The following is an 18,053-nucleotide window of genomic DNA, read 5'->3' on the forward strand; positions in this document are numbered from 1 at the left end:
GGGCCGCGGTCAGCGCCACCGAGACGACCCGGTCCTTGAACGAGTGGGTGGGGTTCGCGCTGTCGTCCTTGACCCACAGCGGCGCGGTGAGTCCCAGCTCGGCGGCGAGGTTCGGGGCGGCGACCAGCGGGGTCAGCCCCGGGTCGAGCGTGACCCGGGTGTCCGGGTCCTGACCGGCCGGCAGCAGCGCCGCGTACCGCCAGATGTTCGCCGGACCTGCCTCGATCTGCTCCCGGGTGACGGTGGCGAGCGCGGCGGTGTCGTAGTCGACCTCCAGCGGCCCGAAGCACTCGTAACAGGCGTGCTGGGCGGCCAGCGGGTAGCGCGCCGAACAGGCGCGGCAGACCAGGGCGCGGGCCGGGCTGAGGGTCGTGTCGATGCCGGTGGCGGCGGGAAGCGTCGACGTCATGTCGAGGATTTCCTCTCATCTTTCCCCGCATCGCCGGGTGCGGCGGGGACGGAATTGGCACCTGCCCGCTGTCGCTCGTCGTCGAGCGTGCGGGTGGTTGCCGGGGCGTCGTCGGGCCGTATCCCTCAGCCCCTCTGGATGAGGTATTCAGTTGTGCCGCCGAGTCTATGCGCTGCTCACGGCCGCGCCACCCCGGGATCCCACGCTGTGGGCCGGCTCAGCGTCCGACCACCGCGGCCGGCTCCACCACGGCGGGCCGGTCCACCACCGCGAGCGGCTCCGGCGCCGTCGTGGTCACGGCTGCCGGGCGGGTACGGGTGACCAGGTTCGCGGCCACCAGGGCGGCGATGGTCAGCCCGGCGCCCACCAGCTCGATCGCGACCGGCCGGTACCCGCGCAGGATCTGCACCGCGAACGTGACCACCGGCACCAGGTTCATGAACAGCGCGGCGTCGGCCGGGCCGAGTCGCCGTACACCGGCGTTCCAGGCCAGCACCGCGAGGACGGCAGCGATCAGCACCGCGTACGCCAGTTGGGGGGCGACCGCGACGAGGTCGGCGGCGGCCGGCGCGTGCTGGAGCCCGGTGAGGTCGGCGACGGCGCTGGCGGCGAGCATGGCGAGCATGCCCGTGACGGCGGTCAGCGTGGTGTAGCGCAGCGCCGACCATTCGGGGAACCGGCTCGCGCCGTGCGTGTAGAAGGCCCAGCCGATCACCGCGCCCAGCATGAGCAGCCCGCCGACGCCGAACTGTCCGAGCCCGTCCAGCCGGCCGCGGGTGATCACCAGGCCGACGCCGACCAGGGCCACCAGTGCCAGTCCGAGCAGCGCCGGGCGGGGGCGTACGCCGTCGCGCGCCCAGCGGACCAGCTGGGTGATCAGCGGCACGGTGGCGCCGAACAGCGCGATCTGCTGCGGGGTGGCGTGGCCGAGGGCGAGGTTCGTCAGCGCGTTGAAGCCGGCGAAGCCGAGTGCGCCGAGCAGCCACACCTCGGCCGCGCGCCCGCGCGTGGCGAGTGCGGCCAGCCCTTCACGGGCCAGCAGCAGGGCGACCAGCACGGCGGTGGCGAGGACGTACCGGGTGGTGGTCAGGTTGAGGGCGTCCACCCGGGTCAGCGCGCTCGCCAGCACGGGGAACATGACGCCCCAGCTGAGCACTGCGAAGATCGGGAAGGCGGCGGAACGGAAGCGCATCCCAGCTCCTATGTTCGAGTATCGTCGAACCAAACGCCACGACTCTAGGAGCTTGTTCGACGATTGTCGAACATGGGTTATCGTAGTCACATGGAGCTGCACGAACCCGAGCTGCGCGAGGTCCCGGTCACCGCCGTGCTGGCGGCGCTGGCCGACGACGTGCGGCTGCAGATCGTGCGCGCGCTCGCGCCGGGCGGGGAGCACGCCTGCGGCTCGTTCGAGTTCGGCGTCTCCAAGGCCACCCGCAGCCACCACCTGAAGGTGCTGCGCGAGGCGGGCCTGACCCGCACCCGCATCGCGGGCACCACCCGGTACGTGCGGCTGCGCCGCGACGAGCTGGACCGCCTCTACCCGGGCCTGCTCGACGCCGTCCTCACCGCGCCCGCCCGGCCGCAAGGATCAGCCTCCCCCGCCACTCCCGGCGGGATGACATGATCGCCTGATGCGGAGGGCGACTGCCCGGATCGGGCTCCTCGCCGGCGCGGCACTGCTCGCCGGCTGCACCCCGGCACCGGCCCCGGTCGACGGGCCGCCGTCGGCGCCACCCCGGCCCGGCGCCGAGCCCGCCGCCACGTGCTCCCCGGAGGGCATCCGGATCACCGGGCTCGGGGTGAGCGCGGCGATGGGGCTGCGGGCGATGGGCCTGGACCTGGTCAACTGCGGCGACCGCCCGTACGAGCTGCGTGGCTATCCGGCGGTCGCGCTCCGGGACGCCGACGGGGACGCGATAGCGGTACGGATCATCCCGGGCGCCGCGCCGATCACCGCCGGCTTCGACCACCCGCCCACCCGGATCGTGCTGGCGCCGGGCGAACGGGCCGGCGCGGCGCTGATCTGGCGCAACCTCGTCACCGACCCGACCGTGGTGGCCACCGCGGGCGCCGAACTCGACGTCGCCCCGTCGACCGGCCGGCCGGCGTACCCGGTCGAGCTGGACGGGCCGATCGACCTCGGGAACACCGGCCGGCTCGGCGTCAGCGCCTGGAAGCGCCGCGACGCCGACCCGGCGACGCAGGCGCCCCCGCGCTCCGATCCACCGGCCCCCTCGACCTCGCCGGTCAACCCGCTCTGACTCAGATCGCGGCACGGAAGCGCCCTCCCGTACCGCGATCTCGCCGGGCGGCGGATCAGACCGGAACCGAGGCGGGCGACGCGGTGGCGGGCTCGGCCGGGGCGGCGCGGCGGCGGGCGAGCAGCGCGTCCAGCGCCCAGCTGCCCGGGCCGAGCACGGCGACCAGCAGGAACGACCAGCAGAAGAGCGCCGCCAGTTCGCCGCCGTTCTGCAGCGGCAGCAGGTTCTGCGGCTGGTGCACAGTGAAGTACGCGTACGCCATCGAGCCGGAGGCGAGCAGCGCGGCCGGACGGGTGAGCAGGCCGACGAGGACCAGCACGCCGCAGACGAGCTGGATCAGCGCCGCCCACCAACCGGGCCAGGTGGCGAACGGGACGGCCTCGCCGGAACCTCGGTTGCCGCCGAAGACGCCGAATATCGACGCCGCGCCGTGGCATAGGAACAGCAGCCCCACAACAGCACGGAACAGGGACAGGACAGGGCCGCTGAGCTGGGTCGGAATCATGTGTGACCTCCTGGGGCGGGTGTTTGACCGCTCCAGGATGGCGATTGCACGTATCGATGTTAATCAATTTCTTTGCAGGCGGGACAATTGCATGGGAACGCTCCCATGATATGGGCGGACGCGCCAATGCGGGTACCCCCGACAGTCACCTCAGCTGGTGACGTCCTTGCGGGTGAAACGCCAGAAGGCCAGGCTCCAGAACAACGTGGCGTAGACGATTGCCGAGAACGCGCCCTTGACCACGTCGTCGGTCTGCATCGGCGTGGACAGCAGCCCCAGCCAGGCGCTGCTGTAGTGGGTGGGCAGCAGGTTCCGCAGCCCGCCCAGCGCGGTGATCTGATCCAGGATGCTGGACAGGATCCAGAGCAGCACCGCGCCACCGACCGCGCCGAGCGCGGCATCGGTGGTCACCGACAGCAGGAACGCCAGCCCGGCCACCACCAGCAGCACCACCGCCAGGTACCCGAGCACCCCGAGCAGCCGCAGCAAGCCGTCGGCCGGGGCCAGCTCGGCCGAGACCTGGCTGCTCAACGGCTTCCAGCCGTACCGCAGCGTGCCGACCAGCAGCGCGGTGCCCGCGAGCAACAGCAGCGCCAGCCCGGAGTACGCGAGCGCGACGACCAGCTTCACCGCGAGCAGCCGGGCCCGGGGCACCGGCACCGCCAGCAGGTAGCGCAGGCTGCCCCAGCTCGCCTCGCTGGCCACCGTGTCGCCGCAGAACAACGCCACCACCACGACCAGCAGGAACGACGCGGAGACCAGGATCGAGAACAGGGTGAAATTGAGCCCGCCCGAGGTGGCCAGGTCGGCCAGGCTGGAGAACTCGCCCCGCCCGCCGCGGTCGTCGTCCCCGGAGTCGAACTGGAACGCCACCAGGATGATCAGCGGCAGCAGCACCATGAACCCCAGCGCGAGCTGGGTACGCCGGCGCGACGCCTGCCGCCGGAACTCCGCGGCGAACGGAAGCGTGGCCGAGGGCCGGTAACCGGCCGCCGCACCGCCCGCGCCGGGCCCGGACGTGCCGCCACCAGGCGACGATGCCACAGACGAACCCGCCATCACCGGTCCCCGCTTCCCCGAGAGTTCTCGCCGACCAGGGCGAGGAACGCGTCCTCCAGGCGGCGCCGGGGCACCACCCGGTCCACTCCGATACCGGCCCGGACCAGCTCGGCCACCACCTCGCTGCGCGCGGTGCCGTTGGTGTCGACCACCAGCGCGCCCTCGGCGTCGGGCAGCACCCGTACGCCGTCGAGCCGGTCGAGCACCGTACGCGCCGCGTCCGGGTCGCTCACCTCGAACAGCACGCTCGGCGACTCGCCGACGATCTCCTCGACCGGACCCGAGGCGACGATCCGGCCCTTGTTCACCACCACGGCGTGCGTGCAGGTCTGCTCCACCTCGGCCAGCAGGTGGCTGGAGACCAGCACCGCCCGGCCGTCGGTGGCGTAGCGCTGGAGCACCCGGCGCATCTCGGCGATCTGCGGCGGGTCCAGCCCGTCCGTCGGCTCGTCCAGCACCAGCAGCTCGGGCAGGCCGAGCATGGCCTGGGCGATGGCCAGCCGCTGCCGCATGCCGTGGCTGTACTTCCTCGTCCGCCGGTGCACCGAGTCGCCCAGGCCGGCGATCTCCAGCGCCTCGTCGAAGTGCGCGTCCTCCCACGGCCGCCCGGTCGCCCGCCAGTACGCCTTGAGGTTGTCCAGGCCGGACAGGTGCGGCAGGAAGCCCGGCCCCTCGACCAGCGCGCCGATCCGGGACAGCACCGGCGAGCCGGGCACCAGCCGGTGCCCGAAGACGTAGATCTCCCCGGCGGTGGGCTGGGTCAGCCCCATCAGCACCCGCAGCGTGGTGGTCTTGCCCGCGCCGTTGGGGCCGAGCAGGCCGACCACCTGCCCGGGGTGCACCTCGAAGTCGACGTCGGAGACCGCGACGAAGCCGTCCGCGTACTCCTTGCGCAGGTTGCGCACGGCGAGCGGGACGCCCGCGTACTCCGGGTGCACGGAGTTGTCCTGGCGGCGGTGCCGGCGGCGGGTGAGCAGCACGACCACGACGAGCCCGAGCACGATTGCGGCGAGCAGCCCGGCCAGCGCCCAGCGCCACACCACTGCCGTGGTGGGGATGGGCGTGGCCTCGACGGTGGGCAGCGTCAGCGGCCCGTCGGCCAGCGCCACCGTGTGCACGGCCGGCTCGGCCGGCGAGGCGTACGCCTGGTCCGACGTCGCCACCACGAGCCGCAGCCGGTGCCCGGCCTCGACCCGCCGGACGATCCCCGGCAGCGTGACGGTGACCGGCGTGGCCGCGTCGACGGAGCTGGGCAGGCCGGTCAGGCGCACCGGCGCGACCAGGCCGGACGGCAGCGTGGCCGCCCCCTGCGGGTCGACGTCGTAGAGCTTCACGAACAGCACCGCCTCGCCGGTCGGGGAGGCGGCCCGGATCCGCACGGTGGGCGCGCCCACCACGTCGACCGGCTCGTCCAGCGGCGCGGACTCGAAGCGGGCGTGCTGGCCGGGGATGTCACCGGCCACGCCGTCCAGCAGCGAGCCGAGCGCGCCGGCGAACGGCACCGAGGAGATCGCCGCCGGGTTGCCGTTGGGCGGTACGGCGACCGGCTGGGGCGGACCGGCGAGCGTGACCTCGCGGCGGTCCTCCCCGGCCAGGCCCGGATAGTCGGCGGTACGGAAGCCGGTGGCGACCAGGCCCCGGTCGAGCGCGTCGAACCCGGCGATGCGGGAGAACGTGAACGTGTCGCCGGGCGCCGCCCCGTCCCCCTTGACGTAGTGGTCGAGCCACTGCGCGGTCAGGAACTTCACCCGGTCGGAGTCGGAGGTGGGTCCGGATCCGCCGTCGTGGCCGCCGGTGAACCAGGCGACCCGCACCGGCGTGCCGGCGGCGGCGATGCCCCGGGCGTTGGCGTCCGCCTCGGCCAGCGGGAAGAGCGTGTCCGCCTCGCCCTGGACCAGCAGCGTCGGGGACTTGATCCGGTCCAGCACGCCGGCCGGCGACGACCGGCGCAGCAGCTCGACCGCCGCCGCGTCGGCCCGGCCCGTGGTCGCGATACGCAGGTACGCGGCGCAGACGTCGGCGGCGAAGCGCCCGCAGGACGGGTCGGCGGCGCCGGCCGGCGCGCGACCGGAGCCGGTGCCGGGACCGGCGCCCGGCTGCGGGCTCGGCGGTCCGGCCGACTCGGGCGCGCCCTCCGGCGCGGCGGCGGTGGCCCCGGAGAGCCCGGCCGGACCGGAGCCGGCGTTCCCGCCGCCACCGAAGAAGATCCCCGCCCAGCCCTTCTTGAACACGCCGTCGGTGGGCTGCCGGCCGGTGCTCTCCGGCAGGAACGCGCGGGACAGGTCGTTCCAGGTGATCATCGGGACGATCGCGTCGACCCGCTGGTCCTGCGCGGCCAGCAGCAGGGCCAGGCCGCCGCCGTAGGAGCCGCCGACCACGCCGACGCGGGGGTCGCCCGGCGAGTCGAGGCGGATGTCCGGCCGGGCCGCGAGCCGGTCGAGCAGGCGCTGGGCGTCCCGCACCTCGTAGTCGGGGCTGTCCAGGTGGATCTGGCCGCCGCTGCGCCCGAAGCCGCGGGCGGTCCAGGTGAGCACCGCGTACCCCCGGGCGGCCAGGTCCTCGGCGTCGGAGCGGACCGAGTCCTTGGTGCCACCGAACCCGTGCGCCAGCAGCACCGCCGGCACGCGGTTCGCTTCCGACGCGCGATCCGGCAGGTAGAGCGTGGTGTCCAGCTCGACCGGCTCGTCACCGGAGGGCCCGGAGCGGACCGTCACCAGCGCCGACTCGGTGCGGAAGTCCGGGCTCTGCGGCCGGGCCACCCAGACGAGCGCGGCGGCGACGAGGACTACCACCGCCACGACGGCGACGATCCGGCGTGGGCGTCCGGCCAGGGCGCGCCGGATCCGCGCGACTGGTGATCTCATGCGGCACACGGTACGGGCCGATCGCTGTGCATTCGCTGAGATCCGCCGTACGTCCGTCCGGTTGCGCCGTTCGTCGTTCGCCCACCGTCGTCCGCCAAAGGTCCAGAGCATCCCAGCGGCACATGTTCGGATCATGTGAATTCACATCTACACGCGCAAACCATCGTCGATGTCACTTCTCGGCAACATGATCGGACGCTGAGTGACGTCGAAGCTCACTCAGCGTCGCCCAGAATGGACTGACGTGAAGCCGACTCATCGGCCGAGGTTGCACAGACGTCCGGTTCGGCTACTTTTCCGGTCCGGTGCACGGGACTGCGTACGGCGACCTCCCGGGGCACCGAACGCCCCGCCGTCGCCGGAGGAGACACACCATGACAGTCCCCGCGCCGCGGGTCCGTCGGCGGCCCGCCGTACCGGGCCGCACGCTTCCCCTGCTGCTGGTGCTGGCGCTGCTCGTACCGCTCGGGTTCATCTTCGCCCAGTCCGAGAGCAGCGCCGCGGACGACCACGACCTGGCGAGCCGGGAACGGCTCGGTGTGCGCTACCTGCGCGCCCTCGGCCCGATCACCGACGCGCTGGTGGAGGCCCAGGCGATAGCGGTCGCCGAGGGAGCCGTCTCCCGGGGCGCGCTCACCGCCGCGATCGAGGGCGTCGCCGAGGTGGACAGCGCCGTCGGCGACGAGTTGCGCACCCACGAGCGCTGGGCCGGGCTGCGGGCGAAGCTCGAGTCGCTGCCGGACCGCGGGCTCGGCGACCCCGAGGCGGCCTTCCGGGCCTACGGCGAGGCGTCCGACCTGCTCCTGGCCCTCTACCGCAAGGTGCGGGAAAGCTCCGGGCTGATCCGCGACCCGCGCTCGGACTCGTTCTTCCTCCAGGACGGCATCGGCGGTGACCTGCCCACCGCGACCGTGCTGGCCGGGCGGCTCGTCGACCTGGCCCGGCTGGCGGCCAAGCGCCCCGCCGCCGAGCGCGCGCGGACCGGCGCGGAACTGGCCGAGCTGCGCGTCGCCGCGCTCGGCCCGGCCACCGACCTCGTCGCCGACCTGCGCTCCGCCGTCGACAGCTCGGAGAGCACCGACCTGGGCGCCAACGTGCTCACCCCGCTGGACACCTACCAGCGCTCGCTGGAGACGTTCTCGGTCTACTCGGCGCCCGGCGGCGGGCGGTCCGCGCCGAGCACCGACCAGCTCACCCAGGCCGGCATCACCGCGCAGAACGCCGCCAAGCAGCTCCGGACGGTCATCCTCGACCAGCTCGACGCGCTGCTGAAGGAACGGCTGGACGCGATCGACCGGGACCGCCTGCTGGGCCGGGCCGCGGCCGGCACCGCTGTCGCGCTGCTCGCCGGGATCGCCGCGCTGCACCTCGCCGCGCTACGGCGGGCGCGGGCCGCCGGCCCTCCCCCGGCGCGCCGCACGCCGGCCGAGGCCGGACCGCCACCGGCGGTCCACGCTGACCCGCCGATCACCGTGTCCGAGGGTGACCGCCAGCCGGTCGCCGTCGGCCGGGGCGGCGACGCCGACCGGTGGAGGCCGTTCGATGCTGCTCGCTAGGTTACGGATCCGGGGCAAGCTCGCCCTGCTGGTGATCATCCCGCTGCTCAGCATGGTCGGGCTGGCCGTTCCGGTGGTCATCGACCGGGTGGCCGCCGCGCAGCGGGCCGCCGACACCGCCGAGACGGTCCGCATCGCCAGCCGCGTCGGCAGCCTGGTCCAGGATCTCCAGCAGGAACGCCTGCTCTCGGTCGGGCTGCTGCTCGGACGGGTGTCCCGCACCGAGCTGATCCAGAAGTCGGCCACCGTCGACGACCGGGTCGCCGATCTGCGCGCCGAGACGCTGCCGACGGCGGTCCGCGAGAGCCTCGACGGGGTACGCAAGCTGGACGACGTCCGCACCGCCACGCTCGCCGGCCGGGCCAGGCCGGACCAGATCCTGACCGCGTTCAGCGAGGTCGACACCGCCCTGATCGACGCGCTGCGACTGCCGTACCAGGTGGACACGGACACCGCCGCCGGGCGGCAGGTGCTCGCCCTGGACGCGTTGCTGCGCGTCGACGAGGCGCTCAGCTCCTGCACCACCCAGATCGTGCTGGTCAAGGCGACCGGCGACCCGCGGATGTCGCGGTCGTTCGTGGCGTGCATGGCGGCGCTCAACGTCGACAACCGGCGCTTCCGCCGGCTGATCACGCCGGAGCAGCTCAAGGTGGCCGAGCTGGACGACGCGGCGGTGGCCGCGCGGACCAGCCCGACGTTCCTGGTGGACAGCCTCCGGGACCCCGACGCGGCGATCGCGCCGGTCTCGCTGGACGTGCTCTTCCCCGCGTCCCGGTCGATGATCACGCTGGGCCAGTTCGTCGAGAAGAAGGTCGTCGCGGACGTCATCGCGGAGACCCGCGCCCGGGAGCGGGAGGCTCTGACCGCGGCCTGGCTGGTCACCGTGGCGGCGGGCGTCATCCTGCTGGTCGTGGTGCTGCTGAGCATGACGGTGGCCCGTACCGTCGCCCGCCCGCTGAGCCGGCTCACCCGCTCCGCCGAGCGGGTCGCCCGGGTCGCCGAGGCGGAGCTGACCCGGGTCGCCGACGACGAGTCCGAGAGCGTGCCCCCGGTACGCCTCGACCCGGTGGAGGTGAGCGCCCGGGACGAGATCGGTGAGCTGGCCCGCGCGTTCGACCGGGTGCAGCACACCGCCGCCCGGCTGGTCGAGCGGCAGGTGGCCGGACGCCGCAACGTGGCGCAGATGTTCGGCCACGTCGGACGGCGTACCCAGAACCTGGTCGGCCGCCAGATCGCGCTCATCGACCGGCTGGAGCGGCAGGAGACGGACCCGGGCCGGCTGGAGCACCTGTACCGGCTGGACCACATCTCCAGCCGTCTGCGCCGCAACGCGGGCAGCCTGGTGGTGCTCTCCGGCGCCACCGGCTCGGACGGCCACGTGGCGCCGGTCCCGCTGGCCGACGTGGTCCGGCTCGCGCTCGGCGAGATCGAGGACTACACCCGCGTCGACGTGGAGGTGCCGCCCGGCGTCGCGGCGGCGCCGGCGATCGTCGGCGACCTGGTGCTGACACTGGCCGAGCTGATGGAGAACGCCACCTCCTTCTCGGCGCCGCACACCCGCGTGGTGGTGACCGGCGAGCTGACCGACGGCGGCGCCCGGCTCGTGGTGGTCGACCACGGCATCGGCCTGACCGAGGAGCGGATGGCCGAGGAGAACGCGCGGTTCGACCGCCGGGAGCGGCTCGACCTCGCCCCGACCGAGGTGCTCGGCCTCTTCGTCGTCGGCCGGCTGGCCCGGCGGCACGGCTGGCACGTCCGGCTGACGCCGACCCCCGGGGGCGGCGTCACCGCCACCCTGGAGGTCCCGGCCGACTCGCTCGTGGTCCGCCGCCCCGAGCCGGTCTTCGCCACCGCCACGCTGGCCGCTGTGCCGCCCGGCGGGCACGAGCACGGGACGGCAGCGGTCGAACCGCCCGCCGGCTTCGACGCGGAGCTGCTGAGCCGGGCCACCCGCAGCATGTCCAGCGGCGACCCGTGGAACGCCTTCGGCAAGCGGGACGACGCTCCGGAGCCGGCCGAGGATCCGGGCCTGCCCACCGCCGGCGCGCCGCCCGCCTGGCCGCCGGCCGCAGGTGCGCCCGCCACCCGGCCGGCCGGGCCGGTGGCGCACCCCGGCCGTACCTCCCCGCCGACACCGGTCGTCGGCCCGGTCCCGGTCGCTCCCCCGGCCGCCGGGCCGACGACCGGCCCGACCCGCACCGCGCCGGCCGGCCCAGCCCTGACCCCACCGGCGGGTCCGGCCCTGACGCCGCCCGCCGGCCCGGCCCTCGCACCGGCCGCCGGGGCCGGCCTGGCCGTCGGGCCGTCGTCGCCACCGGCTGTCCGGCCGGCGCGCACGCCGACCGTCGGGTCCGCGCCCGTACCGACCGCCGGACCGGCGTCGGCCCCGCCGGTCGGTCCGGCCCGCACGGCGCCCCCCGCCGGTGGTCGCCCGTCGGCCCCGGCCGGGCCGGAACCGGTCGGCCCGCCCACCGGACGGCCCGGCACGCGGTCGCCGATCCGGCAGCGGGTGCCCGGCGCGAACCTCCCGGCCCCCGCGCCCACCACCCCGGCCGCCCCGGCGACCGGCGGGCCGCTGATCGGCGTACCGGCCGATCCGGCATCCGTCCGGGCCCTGGTCGAGGCGTTCCAGGACGGCGTACGCCGGGCCGAGGGCCACACCACCCTCGTCCCGCCCGCAACGGAGCGTCCCCGGCTGAGCCGGCGGGTGCCGGGCGCGAATCTGGCCGACACCCCGGTCCAGTCCACGCCCCCGGCCAGCTCCGACCCCGGCGACCCCGTCGAGGTCCGCAATCTCGTCAACGAATTCGAGGCGGGCGTCGCCCGCGCTCTGCGCGAAGTCAGCCCAGACCGTCATTACGAAGAGGACCCATCACGGTGACCAGCCCCTTCTTGCACGACAACATCGAACAGAGCGCCGCCGGCGACCTCAGCCCCGAGGCGCGCACCTTCAACTGGCTGCTCGACTCGTTCACCTCCAGCACCGCCGGGGTGATGGAGGCGATCGCGGTCTCCTCGGACGGGCTGCTGATGGCCATGTCCGCCATCAAGGACCGGTCCAACGCGGAACGGCTCGCCGCCGTGGTCTCCGGCATGACCAGCCTCGCCGGAGGCGCCGCGAGCTGGTACGCGCTGGGCGCGCTCAACCGGGTGATCGTCGACATGGCCGAGGGTTACCTGCTGATCAGCGCGATCAGCAGTGGTTCGGTCCTCGGCGTCGTCGCCGACCGGACGGCCAACCTGGGCACCGTGGCGTACGAGATGACGCTCTTCGCCGGCCGGGCCGGCGGCGCCCTGAGTCCCCGCCTGATCGCCGAGCTGAAGAACGCCGTTCAGCAATGATCCCGGGGGCCGCCGGCGCGGACCCGGAGCCGGAACCCGGCATCCGGGTCCGCCCCTTCCTGCACGCGTCCGTTCCGGTTCCGGAGCCGGACGCGGGCGACGGGGAGCCGACCGGCCCGCGCCCGTTCGTGCTGACCGCCGGACGAGTGGACGGCGACCCGGCGATCGGTCTGGAGACCCAGGTCACCGCTCGTCCGGGCAGCACCTCGTGGGCGGTGACGGCCCGGCTGTCCCCGGAACTGGCGGCGATCGTCGCGATCTGCGCCGAGCCCGTCTCGGTGGCGGAGATCTCCGCCCGGACCCGGATGCACTTCGGTGTGACCCGGGTACTCGTCGGCGACCTCCGCGCCGCCGGCCATCTCGACGTGCACGTCGCGGACGGCGACGACGCCCTCGATCCCGACATCATCCTGCGAGTGATTGATGGACTTCGTGCGATCTCCTGAATGGCCGGCGGCGGCCCTGGGCGGGCCGTCCGCGAACAGCGCCCCGAGCCGCTACGGCGGACCGGCCCCGCTGATCGGCCGCGCCACACCGCCACCGCCCACCCCGCCGCTGCCGTACCTGCCGCCCGGGGTGCCGCCCCAGGAACCGGCCCCGATCGTGAGCCGGGTCCCGGCGCCCCGCCCGCCGATCCCGGTCAAGATCCTGATCGCCGGCGGGTTCGGGGTCGGCAAGACCACCACGGTCGGGGCGATCTCGGAGATCGCGCCGCTGACCACCGAGGCCGAGATGACCACCGTCGGGATCGGCATCGACGACCCGGGCGGCGTCGCCGGGAAGACCACCACGACCGTCGCCATGGACTTCGGCTGCGTCACCATCGACCGCAGCCTCAAGCTCTACCTCTTCGGTACGCCCGGTCAGGCGCGGTTCGGTTTCATGTGGGACGACCTGGCCCGGGGGGCGCTCGGCGCGCTCGTGGTGGTGGACAGCGCCCGCCTCGACGACTGCTATCCGGCCATCGACTTCTTCGAACGTTCCGGGCTGCCGTTCGCCGTCGGCGTCAACGCCTTCGACGGGCGGCTGGCCCTCGACCTGCCGTCGATCCGCTGGGCGCTGGCGATCGCGGAGCACGTGCCGCTCGTGCAGTTCGACGCCCGGGACCGGCTCTCCGTCCGGGACGCCCTGCTGGTCGTCCTGGACCGGGCGCTGGACCGGGCGACCCGTTCGGGGCGGCGCGGCGACGGGCCCGCCCCGCAGCCACGGGCGGGCTGAACACCGACAGTCGTTTCGATCCGTTGTCTGGCGAAGGGGTGGACGCCATGAGAGGTGATCTGGACGAGACACTGGCCCGGATGGCGCGGCGCGAGGAGGCGATGCGCCGCCGGGCGCCCGGCGAACCGGCCGGCGGGACCGACCAGGACGTGGTCCCGGAGGAACTGCCGGCCGAGCCGGGCAACGGGCGGGCGGGCCACGGCGCGTACCGGCTGCGGGGCGGCGCGGCGCCGGCGCGGCGTGACCCGGTCGAGGAGGTCGCCGACGCGGTCCGGCGGGTCGTGGCCGACCACCCCGGGGTCGCCGTCACGCTGCGGGTGGAAGTGGGCGACCAGGCGTACCCGCTGCGGGTCTCCTGGTCGGGCCCCGCGGTCACGGTGGGCCCGGCCTCGGCGCCGACGCCCCCGCCGGCGTGGCCCATGTCGGTGAAGACGGTGCCCGCCCCCGGGCAGGACTCGGTCGAGTCGGACCCGGCGGCCCGGCTGGCGGAGATGATCCGGCGGGATCCCTCGCTGCTGGACGGCCCGGACCCGCGCTGAGGCGGCACCTCGTGGTCACGGCGGCTACTGTCGGCGGGTGGCGGAACCCGATCTGACCCTGACCGCGACGCTGCGGCCGGCCGCGCTCGACGCCCGCCGCGGCGTGGTACGCCTGCACCCCGAGGTGCTCACCGCGCTGGCGCTGCGCCCCGGCGATCCGGTGCGGCTGACCGGCCGCCGGACGACCGCCGGCATCGCGGCCGCCGCCGACCCGGGCACCAGCGGCGTCCTGCTGCACGCCGACGACCTGCTGCTCGGCAACCTGGGGCTGCGGGCCGGCGGCCAGGTGACGGTGAGCCCGCTGCCGGCCACCCCGGCGCGCCGGCTCACGCTGGCCGGCCCGGCCGCGGTGGTCGCCGCGGTCCCGCCGGAGATGCTGCGGCTCGCGCTGCTCGGCAAGGTCGTCACGCCCGGCGACGACGTCTCGCTGCTGCCGCAGGACGTGCTCCCGGACGCCGCCGTGCGCGGCCTGATCGAGGCCGCGCGGCGCAGTCTCGCCAGCTCCGTCGGGTACGCCTGGACCAGCACGCTGCTCAACGTCGTGTCCGTCGAGCCGGCGGCCGGCGCGCTCGTCACCATGGACACGGTGGTGGGCTGGGAGCACGGTCCGGCCACCCGGGGCTCCGGCCCGGTGTCCCCGGGCGCGCCCGTCTCCGCCCCCTCGGCCGCGCCGGCCGGGACGGAACGGGCCGAGGGCCTGCTCGGCCCGGAGGACGCCCCGGACGTCGACGAGCTGCCCGGCCTGCGCGCCCAGGCCGAGGAGCTGACCGAGCTGCTGGACCTGGGCTTCCACCACCGTGAGGTGCTGGGCCGGCTCGGCACCACCGTCTCGCTCGGCGTGCTGGTGGAGGGACCGGCGGGCTCAGGCAAGTCAGCGCTCGTGCGCGCCGTCGCGGCCCGGGTCGGCGCGGGTCTGCGCCCGCTCTGGGCGCCGGAGCTGGCCGCGCTCACGAACGACGCGGCGGCCCGCAGGCTCCGCGAGGCGGCGTCGGCGGTACGCGCCGGCGGACCGGCCGTGCTGCTGGTCACCGACGTGGAGGCGATCGCCCCGGCCGACGAGCCGGGTCCGCTGGCCACCGTGTTCCGCCAGGTGGTCGCCGAGGCGCTGCGGGCCGGCGTGGCGGTGGTCTGCACCAGCGGGCGACCGGAGGCGGTGGACCCGGGACTGCGCGGCCCGGATCTGCTGGCGCTGCGGATCACCGTGCCGCTGCCCGACGCGGCGCTGCGCCGGGAACAGCTGACAGTGCTCACCCGGCAGGTGCCGCTGGCCGGCGACGTACGGCTGGACGAGGTGGCCGGCCGTACCCCCGGGTTCGTCGCGGCGGACCTGGCGGCGCTCGTCCGCGAGGCCGGGGTACGCGCGGCGCTGCGGCAGAAGACGGCGGAGACGCCGACGGTGGCGATGACGGACTTCACCGAGGCGCTGGAGGTGGTCCGGCCGACGACGATGTCCGCGTCCACGCTGGAGCTGGCGTCGGTGACGCTCGACGACGTGGGCGGACTGCACGACGTCAAGCAGACGCTCACCGAGTCGGTGCTCTGGCCGCTCACCTACCCGGACACGTTCGCCCGGCTGGGCGTGACGCCGCCGCGCGGGGTGCTGCTCTACGGGCCGCCCGGCTGCGGCAAGACCTACCTGGTCACCGCGCTGGCCGGGTCCGGGCGGGCGAACGTGTTGTCGGTGAAGGGCGCGGAGCTGCTCTCCAAGTGGGTGGGTGAGAGCGAGCGGGCGGTGCGGGAGCTGTTCCGCCGGGCCCGCCAGGCCGCGCCCACGCTGGTGTTCCTGGACGAGGTGGACGCGCTGGCCCCGGTACGCGGGCAGGCCAGCGACGGCGGCACCACCGACCGGGTGGTGGCGGCGCTGCTCACCGAGCTGGACGGGGTGGAGGCGCTGCGCAACGTGGTGGTGGTCGGCGCGACGAACCGGCCGGAGCTGGTCGACCCGGCGCTGCTGCGTCCCGGCCGGCTGGAACGTCTGGTCTACGTGCCGCCGCCGGACGGGCCGGCCCGCGCGGAGATCCTCCGCGCCGCCGCCCGGGGCGTACCGCTCGCGCCGGACGTCGACCTCGACGCGCTCGGCGCCGAGCTGGACGGCTTCTCCGCCGCCGACTGCGCCGCGCTGGTACGGGAGGCGGCGCTCGCCGCCATGCGGGAGTCGCTCAACGCGAGCACCGTGACTGCCGCGCACGTCGGGGCGGCCCGGGACCGTGTCCGGCCGTCGCTGGACCCGGTGCAGCTCGCGCACCTGGAGTCGTACGCCGCCGGCCGGTCCTGACCGGTCAGCGCTCGTCGCGGCGGCGGGCACGCTCCGGTGCCGTGAGGACCGGCTCGTCGGCGTACTCGTCGTCGGCGAAGTCGTTGCCCTCGTCGTAGGCGGCGTACTCGTCGTCGGCCGGCCCGGTCTCTCCCCGCTCCTCCCGGAGCGCGGTCTCGTGGTCCTTGACGACCTGGGAGTCCTCGATCTCGCCGCGCCAGCCCTCGACCGCGTCCGGGTCGAGCACGGTCCGGGTCATCACGTGCCGGACGAAGTGCTTCAGCTCCAGCCGGACCCGGCGGCCCTGGGCCCGCCACAGGTTGCCGGTGTGCTCGAAGAAGCCCTGCGGGTGGTACTGCAGCACGACCAGGATCCGGGTCAGCTCCGGGGCGACCTCGTGGAAGCTGACGCTGCCGTCGACCGAGCCCTTCTCGCCGGTGGACCGCCAGTGGATGAGCCGGTCCGGGATCTGCCGCACGATCGTCGACTCCCAGGTCCGGTGCGACCAGAGCACCTGCGCCTTCCAGGTCATCTTCTCGTCGTCGCAGTCGGCCTGTTCGACCTTCTTCATGAAGCTCGGGAAGTCGCCGAACGTCGTCCACTGGTTGTAGGCGACCCGGACCGGTACGCCGACCTCGATGGTCTCGACGATGTTGGTGACCTTGAGCTTCCGGCCGCCGTCGCCGCCGCCCTTGCGGCCGAACGCCGCCATCAGCTTCTCCCTACCGCCGGCCACGCCGGCATGGAACATGGCCTTCACCGGGGAGTTGCCCTCGGCGAGCTTCCGCGCGCCGGTGGCGGCGGCGACCAGGCCGGGGTCGCCGCCCTGCTGCGCGTACTCGCTGAGTCGTCCGGTCGCGGCGGTGACCCGGTCGCTGATCGCCTGGACGGCCCGTTCACCGAGAGCCGCGGCGAGGTTGCGCAGCTCGCCGCCGATCTCGTCGCGTACCCGGCCGGTCAGATCGGTCGTCGCCATCGTCACCGCCCCCGCTGCTGTCGGTCCGGCGCCTCGGGCTGCTCGTCCAGCTCCGGTTCCTCGTCCGGCGCGGAACGCTCGGCGTCCGGCCGGCCCGGGCCGCTCCGGCGGCGCAGCGCGTCGGCCCCGTCGCGCAGCCGGCCGCCGATCGCGTCGATGCCGCTGCCGGCGGCGGCGGTCGCCGCGGCCCGCCCGGCCGCCACCAGCGGCGGCGCCAGCCCGCCGAGGTTGCGCAGCTGCGGACTGGCGCCCATCAGATCCGCGCCGAGCCGCTTGATGCCGCCGGGACGCTGGCTGGCCCGCCCGGCGGCGACCGCCGCGGCGAGCGTCAACGCGGTACGCATCTTCCTCCGGCGACCCAGCAGGTAGCCGAAGCCCACCGCCAGCGCCACCCGTGCTCCGCTTTTCATCCGCTCTCCTCCGCACTCCCCGGGGCGCGAACTACCCGTCACCCCGTTGGGAAAACATTTCCTCAGGGGAACGGAAAAGGCGGCCGAAACTTCACGTCAAGCGTCAGGGAGCTGCAAGAACGGGTCTCAGCGGATCGGCAGCGCCGAGTCGAGGCACATTCGGGCGTGCACTTCTCCGCCCTCCTCGCGCAATTCCGCACCGCATTTACGAAGAACGGAGAGAGCGCCCGCGTTGTCCGGCGTGGTGTCCGCGACCACTGTGTGCATCCCGGCCGCCGCGGCGGTGTGCAGCAGCTGCCGCAGCGCGGCGGCGCCGAGACCCCGGCCCCGGGCGGAGCGGCCCAGCCACATGCCCGTCTCCACAGTGCCGGGCTCGTCCCGGCGGGTCATCCGGATCATGCCGACGACCTCGCCGCCGGAGACGATCGCGTACATGGCGGTGCGGGTCGGGCCGTCGAGTCCGCCGAGGTTCGCCCGGTGGAACTCCCGGAACGCGTCCCGGCGGGCGAGCGACCAGCCCGCGGGCGCCTGCACCGGAGGCATCACGTCCTCCGGTTCCGCCTCCGCCGCCGCTACGGAGAGCAACGGTTCCAGGTTCCGCTCGTCCACCGGCTCCAGCCGTACCGCACCCGTCACGAGGCGCAGTCTGCCGCTACC

17 protein-coding genes and 1 riboswitch are annotated in these 18,053 nt (G+C 74.7%); of the genes, 9 read left to right on the forward strand and 8 right to left on the reverse strand.

Features of this window, described 5'->3' with window-relative positions:
- Positions 1-409 (reverse strand): pyridoxal-phosphate dependent enzyme (locus A8711_RS16340; RefSeq protein ID WP_141707668.1); only part of this gene is annotated, 409 nt, incomplete at its 3' end.
- A gap of 12 nt (positions 410-421) precedes the next feature.
- Positions 422-554, reverse strand: a riboswitch (SAM riboswitch).
- A gap of 72 nt (positions 555-626) precedes the next feature.
- On the reverse strand, positions 627-1,601 hold the full coding sequence (locus A8711_RS16345; RefSeq protein ID WP_069088723.1) for a DMT family transporter: 975 nt from the start codon (positions 1,599-1,601) through the stop codon (positions 627-629).
- A gap of 90 nt (positions 1,602-1,691) precedes the next feature.
- Between A8711_RS16345 and A8711_RS16350 the strand changes: the two genes are divergently transcribed.
- Together A8711_RS16350 and A8711_RS16355 are read left to right on the forward strand one after the other, a co-directional pair.
- Positions 1,692-2,036 (forward strand): helix-turn-helix transcriptional regulator, encoded by a 345-nt coding sequence (locus A8711_RS16350; RefSeq protein ID WP_069088724.1) that lies wholly within the window; start codon positions 1,692-1,694, stop codon positions 2,034-2,036.
- A 7-nt stretch (positions 2,037-2,043) separates the two neighbouring features.
- The gene (locus A8711_RS16355) at positions 2,044-2,673 is read left to right on the forward strand and encodes a DUF4232 domain-containing protein (protein ID WP_069088725.1); all 630 of its coding nucleotides are present in this window, start codon (positions 2,044-2,046) and stop codon (positions 2,671-2,673) included.
- Positions 2,674-2,728: 55 nt separating this feature from the next.
- On the opposite strand, the gene A8711_RS16360 is transcribed toward A8711_RS16355, so the two are convergent.
- The 3 genes from A8711_RS16360 to A8711_RS16370 form a co-directional block, all read right to left on the reverse strand.
- Entirely contained in the window at positions 2,729-3,178 is a 450-nt protein-coding gene (locus tag A8711_RS16360) for a DoxX family protein (protein ID WP_069088726.1), read from the reverse strand.
- 150 nt (positions 3,179-3,328) lie between these two features.
- The gene (locus A8711_RS16365; RefSeq protein WP_043327978.1) at positions 3,329-4,237 is read right to left on the reverse strand and encodes an ABC transporter permease; all 909 of its coding nucleotides are present in this window, start codon (positions 4,235-4,237) and stop codon (positions 3,329-3,331) included.
- Positions 4,237-7,101 (reverse strand): alpha/beta fold hydrolase, encoded by a 2,865-nt coding sequence (locus tag A8711_RS16370; RefSeq protein WP_064446734.1) that lies wholly within the window; start codon positions 7,099-7,101, stop codon positions 4,237-4,239. Before A8711_RS16370 ends, A8711_RS16365 begins: the two co-directional genes overlap by 1 nt.
- Before the next feature lie 374 nt (positions 7,102-7,475).
- Between A8711_RS16370 and A8711_RS16375 the strand changes: the two genes are divergently transcribed.
- Genes A8711_RS16375 through A8711_RS16405 form a run of 7 tightly spaced genes read left to right on the forward strand, consistent with a single transcriptional unit; the run spans position 7,476 to position 16,031 of the window.
- Complete coding sequence (locus A8711_RS16375) at positions 7,476-8,657, forward strand: hypothetical protein (protein WP_069088727.1); 1,182 nt, start codon at positions 7,476-7,478, stop codon at positions 8,655-8,657.
- The gene (locus A8711_RS16380; RefSeq protein ID WP_069088746.1) at positions 8,644-11,538 is read left to right on the forward strand and encodes a nitrate- and nitrite sensing domain-containing protein; all 2,895 of its coding nucleotides are present in this window, start codon (positions 8,644-8,646) and stop codon (positions 11,536-11,538) included. Before A8711_RS16375 ends, A8711_RS16380 begins: the two co-directional genes overlap by 14 nt.
- A complete protein-coding gene (locus A8711_RS16385) occupies positions 11,535-11,999 on the forward strand; it encodes a roadblock/LC7 domain-containing protein (RefSeq protein WP_043327977.1) in 465 nt (154 codons plus the stop codon). Before A8711_RS16380 ends, A8711_RS16385 begins: the two co-directional genes overlap by 4 nt.
- Positions 11,996-12,445: a DUF742 domain-containing protein gene (locus A8711_RS16390; protein ID WP_043327976.1), complete on the forward strand. Its 450-nt coding sequence runs from the start codon at positions 11,996-11,998 to the stop codon at positions 12,443-12,445. Before A8711_RS16385 ends, A8711_RS16390 begins: the two co-directional genes overlap by 4 nt.
- Positions 12,423-13,217, forward strand: a complete 795-nt coding sequence (locus A8711_RS16395) for an ATP/GTP-binding protein (protein WP_176722823.1) — start codon at positions 12,423-12,425, stop codon at positions 13,215-13,217. Before A8711_RS16390 ends, A8711_RS16395 begins: the two co-directional genes overlap by 23 nt.
- A 47-nt stretch (positions 13,218-13,264) precedes the next feature.
- Positions 13,265-13,756, forward strand: coding sequence for a hypothetical protein (locus A8711_RS16400; RefSeq protein WP_043330885.1), 492 nt, complete (start codon positions 13,265-13,267; stop codon positions 13,754-13,756).
- Positions 13,757-13,793: 37 nt separating this feature from the next.
- A complete protein-coding gene (locus tag A8711_RS16405; RefSeq protein WP_043327975.1) occupies positions 13,794-16,031 on the forward strand; it encodes an AAA family ATPase in 2,238 nt (745 codons plus the stop codon).
- A gap of 4 nt (positions 16,032-16,035) precedes the next feature.
- Here the strand turns inward: A8711_RS16405 and A8711_RS16410 are convergent, their stop codons facing one another.
- The 3 genes from A8711_RS16410 to A8711_RS16420 form a co-directional block, all read right to left on the reverse strand.
- Positions 16,036-16,986: an SRPBCC family protein gene (locus tag A8711_RS16410; RefSeq protein WP_083297029.1), complete on the reverse strand. Its 951-nt coding sequence runs from the start codon at positions 16,984-16,986 to the stop codon at positions 16,036-16,038.
- Positions 16,987-16,988: 2 nt separating this feature from the next.
- Positions 16,989-17,396, reverse strand: a complete 408-nt coding sequence (locus A8711_RS16415) for a hypothetical protein (RefSeq protein ID WP_043327974.1) — start codon at positions 17,394-17,396, stop codon at positions 16,989-16,991.
- A gap of 126 nt (positions 17,397-17,522) precedes the next feature.
- Positions 17,523-18,032, reverse strand: a complete 510-nt coding sequence (locus A8711_RS16420) for a GNAT family N-acetyltransferase (RefSeq protein ID WP_043327973.1) — start codon at positions 18,030-18,032, stop codon at positions 17,523-17,525.
- Positions 18,033-18,053: the final 21 nt, after the last annotated feature.

Origin of the sequence: Micromonospora sp. II (genome assembly GCF_001709195.1) — a bacterium.
GTDB classification, from domain to species: domain Bacteria; phylum Actinomycetota; class Actinomycetes; order Mycobacteriales; family Micromonosporaceae; genus Micromonospora; species Micromonospora chalcea.

Bases quoted from the DNA above. Each gene is read 5' to 3' on its own strand.
- A8711_RS16370 (WP_064446734.1), bottom strand. From the start codon at position 7,101: ATGAGATCACCAGTCGCGCGGATCCGGCGCGCCCTGGCCGGACGCCCA.
- A8711_RS16395 (WP_176722823.1), top strand. From the start codon at position 12,423: ATGGACTTCGTGCGATCTCCTGAATGGCCGGCGGCGGCCCTGGGCGGG.
- A8711_RS16350 (WP_069088724.1), top strand. From the start codon at position 1,692: ATGGAGCTGCACGAACCCGAGCTGCGCGAGGTCCCGGTCACCGCCGTG.
- A8711_RS16410 (WP_083297029.1), bottom strand. From the start codon at position 16,986: ATGGCGACGACCGATCTGACCGGCCGGGTACGCGACGAGATCGGCGGC.
- A8711_RS16345 (WP_069088723.1), bottom strand. From the start codon at position 1,601: ATGCGCTTCCGTTCCGCCGCCTTCCCGATCTTCGCAGTGCTCAGCTGG.
- A8711_RS16355 (WP_069088725.1), top strand. From the start codon at position 2,044: ATGCGGAGGGCGACTGCCCGGATCGGGCTCCTCGCCGGCGCGGCACTG.
- A8711_RS16365 (WP_043327978.1), bottom strand. From the start codon at position 4,237: ATGGCGGGTTCGTCTGTGGCATCGTCGCCTGGTGGCGGCACGTCCGGG.
- A8711_RS16415 (WP_043327974.1), bottom strand. From the start codon at position 17,396: ATGAAAAGCGGAGCACGGGTGGCGCTGGCGGTGGGCTTCGGCTACCTG.
- A8711_RS16360 (WP_069088726.1), bottom strand. From the start codon at position 3,178: ATGATTCCGACCCAGCTCAGCGGCCCTGTCCTGTCCCTGTTCCGTGCT.
- A8711_RS16375 (WP_069088727.1), top strand. From the start codon at position 7,476: ATGACAGTCCCCGCGCCGCGGGTCCGTCGGCGGCCCGCCGTACCGGGC.
- A8711_RS16390 (WP_043327976.1), top strand. From the start codon at position 11,996: ATGATCCCGGGGGCCGCCGGCGCGGACCCGGAGCCGGAACCCGGCATC.
- A8711_RS16400 (WP_043330885.1), top strand. From the start codon at position 13,265: ATGAGAGGTGATCTGGACGAGACACTGGCCCGGATGGCGCGGCGCGAG.
- A8711_RS16380 (WP_069088746.1), top strand. From the start codon at position 8,644: ATGCTGCTCGCTAGGTTACGGATCCGGGGCAAGCTCGCCCTGCTGGTG.